General features: G+C 48.8%; 2 tRNA genes and 3 rRNA genes. All 5 read left to right on the forward strand.

Annotation, left to right across the window (positions count from 1 at the left end):
- Positions 1-170: 170 nt before the first annotated feature.
- The 5 genes from MMO42_RS18010 (at position 171) to rrf (ending at position 5,576) form a co-directional block, all read left to right on the forward strand.
- A 16S ribosomal RNA gene (locus tag MMO42_RS18010) occupies positions 171-1,708 on the forward strand.
- A gap of 59 nt (positions 1,709-1,767) precedes the next feature.
- A tRNA-Ile gene (locus MMO42_RS18015) sits at positions 1,768-1,844 on the forward strand.
- A 55-nt stretch (positions 1,845-1,899) separates the two neighbouring features.
- Positions 1,900-1,975: transfer RNA gene (locus MMO42_RS18020), tRNA-Ala, on the forward strand.
- A 388-nt stretch (positions 1,976-2,363) separates the two neighbouring features.
- Positions 2,364-5,256 (forward strand): 23S ribosomal RNA (locus MMO42_RS18025).
- Between the two features lie 205 nt (positions 5,257-5,461).
- Positions 5,462-5,576 (forward strand): 5S ribosomal RNA (gene rrf / locus MMO42_RS18030).
- The 16S, 23S and 5S rRNA genes sit together here with 2 tRNA genes alongside, the layout of an rRNA operon.
- Positions 5,577-5,594 lie beyond the last annotated feature (18 nt).

Consider the following 5,594-nt stretch of genomic DNA (forward strand, 5'->3'; position numbering starts at 1 on the left):
AGAAGATCATTAAGAGAATAGAAGAACAACTTGTGTGGATTTTTACTGGTTGATCAATCGAAAATATTTCATTGATTGAATGGTAGAAATTTCTCGAAGTTTATTTGAGCGAATTTTTAGTCAGAAAATTGATGAGCCAAGATTTGTAGCCATAAGCTACTAATGATTTTAAACTGAAGAGTTTGATCATGGCTCAGATTGAACGCTGGCGGCAGGCTTAACACATGCAAGTCGAGCGGAGTGATGGTGCTTGCACTATCACTTAGCGGCGGACGGGTGAGTAATGCTTAGGAATCTGCCATTTAGTGGGGGACAACATTCCGAAAGGAATGCTAATACCGCATACGTCCTACGGGAGAAAGCAGGGGATCTTCGGACCTTGCGCTAAATGATGAGCCTAAGTCGGATTAGCTAGTTGGTGGGGTAAAGGCCTACCAAGGCGACGATCTGTAGCGGGTCTGAGAGGATGATCCGCCACACTGGGACTGAGACACGGCCCAGACTCCTACGGGAGGCAGCAGTGGGGAATATTGGACAATGGGCGGAAGCCTGATCCAGCCATGCCGCGTGTGTGAAGAAGGCCTTTTGGTTGTAAAGCACTTTAAGCGAGGAGGAGGCTCTCCTAGTTAATACCTAGGATGAGTGGACGTTACTCGCAGAATAAGCACCGGCTAACTCTGTGCCAGCAGCCGCGGTAATACAGAGGGTGCGAGCGTTAATCGGATTTACTGGGCGTAAAGCGTGCGTAGGCGGCTGATTAAGTCGGATGTGAAATCCCTGAGCTTAACTTAGGAATTGCATTCGATACTGGTCAGCTAGAGTATGGGAGAGGATGGTAGAATTCCAGGTGTAGCGGTGAAATGCGTAGAGATCTGGAGGAATACCGATGGCGAAGGCAGCCATCTGGCCTAATACTGACGCTGAGGTACGAAAGCATGGGGAGCAAACAGGATTAGATACCCTGGTAGTCCATGCCGTAAACGATGTCTACTAGCCGTTGGGGCCTTTGAGGCTTTAGTGGCGCAGCTAACGCGATAAGTAGACCGCCTGGGGAGTACGGTCGCAAGACTAAAACTCAAATGAATTGACGGGGGCCCGCACAAGCGGTGGAGCATGTGGTTTAATTCGATGCAACGCGAAGAACCTTACCTGGCCTTGACATACTAGAAACTTTCCAGAGATGGATTGGTGCCTTCGGGAATCTAGATACAGGTGCTGCATGGCTGTCGTCAGCTCGTGTCGTGAGATGTTGGGTTAAGTCCCGCAACGAGCGCAACCCTTTTCCTTATTTGCCAGCGAGTAATGTCGGGAACTTTAAGGATACTGCCAGTGACAAACTGGAGGAAGGCGGGGACGACGTCAAGTCATCATGGCCCTTACGGCCAGGGCTACACACGTGCTACAATGGTCGGTACAAAGGGTTGCTACCTAGCGATAGGATGCTAATCTCAAAAAGCCGATCGTAGTCCGGATTGGAGTCTGCAACTCGACTCCATGAAGTCGGAATCGCTAGTAATCGCGGATCAGAATGCCGCGGTGAATACGTTCCCGGGCCTTGTACACACCGCCCGTCACACCATGGGAGTTTGTTGCACCAGAAGTAGGTAGTCTAACCGCAAGGAGGACGCTTACCACGGTGTGGCCGATGACTGGGGTGAAGTCGTAACAAGGTAGCCGTAGGGGAACCTGCGGCTGGATCACCTCCTTAACGAAAGATTGACGATCGGTAAGAATCCACAACAAGTTGTTCTTCGAAGATGTATCTGAGGGTCTGTAGCTCAGTTGGTTAGAGCACACGCTTGATAAGCGTGGGGTCACAAGTTCAAGTCTTGTCAGACCCACCAAATCTGATTGCAGTAGCTTAGATTGAAAGATATGTCGTTCATTAAGTGATAAGCTGGGGACTTAGCTTAGTTGGTAGAGCGCCTGCTTTGCACGCAGGAGGTCAGGAGTTCGACTCTCCTAGTCTCCACCATACATTACGAAGTAATGTAAAACGAAAGTTAAATTCCAAAGATAGCTTATAGAATTTAGTAAACAAGAAGATCGAATGGTCTTGGTTTATTAACTTCTGTGATTTATCACAGTTTACTACGCACCGACGAGGTGGTAGTTAATCATTAACAGATTAGAAAATTGAGTCTGAAATAAATTGTTCAAACTCGATTAGATATAAGCTTAACAAGCAATTGTTAAGAAGATATTTAATCCGAGAACTAGCAAATTAACTGAATCAAGCGTTTTGGTATATGAATTAGATTGAAGCTGTACGGTGATTAAATTCACAGGACAACAGATGGTAGCAATTAAGTTTGCAACGATAACACTCACTTGTATGTGTTAACGACTGTTTGGGGTTGTATAGTCAAGTAATTAAGTGCATGTGGTGGATGCCTTGGCAGTCAGAGGCGATGAAAGACGTAATAGCCTGCGATAAGCTCCGGGGAGGCGGCAAATATCCTTTGATCCGGAGATTTCTGAATGGGGGAACCCACCCGCTATAAGGCGGGTATCATAAGCTGAATACATAGGCTTATGAAGCGAACGAGGGGAAGTGAAACATCTCAGTACCCTTAGGAAAAGAAATCAATTGAGATTCCCTTAGTAGCGGCGAGCGAACGGGGAGCAGCCCATTAAGTTGTGTGTGTTCTAGTGGAACGCTCTGGGAAGTGCGAACGTAGAGGGTGATATTCCCGTACACGAAAGGGCACACACAATGATGACGAGTAGGGCGAGGCACGTGAAACCTTGTCTGAATATGGGGGGACCATCCTCCAAGGCTAAATACTCCTGACTGACCGATAGTGAACCAGTACCGTGAGGGAAAGGCGAAAAGAACCCCTGTGAGGGGAGTGAAATAGATCCTGAAACCGCATGCATACAAGCAGTGGGAGCCGACTTGTTCGGTGACTGCGTACCTTTTGTATAATGGGTCAGCGACTTATATTCAGTAGCGAGGTTAACCGAATAGGGGAGCCGTAGAGAAATCGAGTCTTAATAGGGCGTTTAGTTGCTGGGTATAGACCCGAAACCAGGCGATCTATCCATGAGCAGGTTGAAGGTTGGGTAACACTAACTGGAGGACCGAACCCACTGTCGTTGAAAAGCCAGGGGATGACTTGTGGATAGGGGTGAAAGGCTAATCAAGCCTGGTGATAGCTGGTTCTCCCCGAAAGCTATTTAGGTAGCGCCTCGGACGAATACCATTGGGGGTAGAGCACTGTTTCGGCTAGGGGGTCATCCCGACTTACCAAACCGATGCAAACTCCGAATACCAATGAGTACTATCCGGGAGACAGACTGCGGGTGCTAACGTCCGTAGTCAAGAGGAAAACAATCCAGACCGCCAGCTAAGGCCCCAAAATCATAGTTAAGTGGGAAACGATGTGGGAAGGCATAGACAGCTAGGAGGTTGGCTTAGAAGCAGCCACCCTTTAAAGAAAGCGTAATAGCTCACTAGTCGAGTCGGCCTGCGCGGAAGATGTAACGGGGCTAAAACTATGTGCCGAAGCTGCGGATTTACGCATTAGCGTAAGTGGTAGGGGAGCGTTCTGTAAGCCGATGAAGGTGTATTGAGAAGTATGCTGGAGGTATCAGAAGTGCGAATGCTGACGTGAGTAACGACAAAACGGGTGAAAAACCCGTTCGCTGAAAGACCAAGGGTTCCAGTCCAACGTTAATCGGGGCTGGGTGAGTCGACCCCTAAGGCGAGGCCGAGAGGCGTAGTCGATGGGAAATTGGTTAATATTCCAATACTTCTGTGTAATGCGATGAGAGGACGGAGAAGGTTAAGTCAGCCTGGCGTTGGTTGTCCAGGTGGAAGGCTGTAGGCATGCATCTTAGGCAAATCCGGGGTGCTCTATGCTGAGAGCTGATAGCAAGCTGTACTTGTACAGTGAAGTGGCTGATACCATGCTTCCAGGAAAAGTCTCTAAGCTTCAGTTACACAGGAATCGTACCCGAAACCGACACAGGTGGTCAGGTCGAGTAGACCAAAGCGCTTGAGAGAACTCTGCTGAAGGAACTAGGCAAAATGGTACCGTAACTTCGGGAGAAGGTACGCTGCTGACGGTGATGGGACTTGCTCCCTGAGCTATTGGCAGCCACAGAAACCAGGCCGCTGCAACTGTTTATTAAAAACATAGCACTCTGCAAACACGAAAGTGGACGTATAGGGTGTGATGCCTGCCCGGTGCTGGAAGGTTAATTGATGGGGTTAGCGTAAGCGAAGCTCTTGATCGAAGCCCCAGTAAACGGCGGCCGTAACTATAACGGTCCTAAGGTAGCGAAATTCCTTGTCGGGTAAGTTCCGACCTGCACGAATGGCATAATGATGGCGGCGCTGTCTCCAGCAGAGGCTCAGTGAAATCGAATTCGCCGTGAAGATGCGGTGTACCCGCGGCTAGACGGAAAGACCCCGTGAACCTTTACTGCAGCTTGACATTGAACTTTGACCTTACTTGTGTAGGATAGGTGGGAGGCTTTGAAGTTAGAACGCTAGTTCTAATGGAGCCGTCCTTGAAATACCACCCTGGTAATGTTGAGGTTCTAACTCTGCCCCGTAATCCGGGGCGAGGACCATGTCTGGTGGGTAGTTTGACTGGGGCGGTCTCCTCCTAAAGAGTAACGGAGGAGTACGAAGGTGCGCTCAGCGTGGTCGGAAATCACGCGTAGAGTATAAAGGCAAAAGCGCGCTTAACTGCGAGACCCACAAGTCGAGCAGGTACGAAAGTAGGTCTTAGTGATCCGGTGGTTCTGTATGGAAGGGCCATCGCTCAACGGATAAAAGGTACTCTGGGGATAACAGGCTGATACCGCCCAAGAGTTCATATCGACGGCGGTGTTTGGCACCTCGATGTCGGCTCATCTCATCCTGGGGCTGAAGCAGGTCCCAAGGGTATGGCTGTTCGCCATTTAAAGAGGTACGCGAGCTGGGTTTAGAACGTCGTGAGACAGTTCGGTCCCTATCTACCGTGGGCGCTGGAAATTTGAGAGGATCTGCTCCTAGTACGAGAGGACCAGAGTGGACGAACCTCTGGTGTACCGGTTGTGACGCCAGTCGCATCGCCGGGTAGCTATGTTCGGAAGGGATAACCGCTGAAAGCATCTAAGCGGGAAGCCTACCTCAAGATAAGATTTCCCTAGGAATTTATTCCTCTAAAGAGCCGTTCGAGACTAGGACGTTGATAGGTTGGGTGTGGAAGCACGGTGACGTGTGAAGCTGACCAATACTAATTGCTCGTGAGGCTTGACTATACAACACCCAAGCAGTTGTATGTAAAGCTGATAATCGATTCATAAAAGATCAGTTGAATCTGATCTTGAACAAAGAACTTGATTTAGTGATTGCTAAGCAATAAACTTCGACTCAATAATCTAATCCGTTAATAACTCTTTGGATTGTAAGTAAGGCATGTGGTGAATACACTACAAATAAGACCCGAAAGCACCACAACAGTTTGCTGGCGACAATAGCAAGAGTGAACCACCTGATCCCTTCCCGAACTCAGAAGTGAAACCTCTTAGCGCTGATGGTAGTGTGGCACTTGCCATGTGAGAGTAAGTCATCGCCAGCTTTTAAATACTAACACCCC

It is taken from the genome of Acinetobacter sp. ANC 3882 (assembly GCF_022549545.1).
In the GTDB taxonomy this organism is placed as follows: Bacteria; Pseudomonadota; Gammaproteobacteria; order Pseudomonadales; family Moraxellaceae; genus Acinetobacter.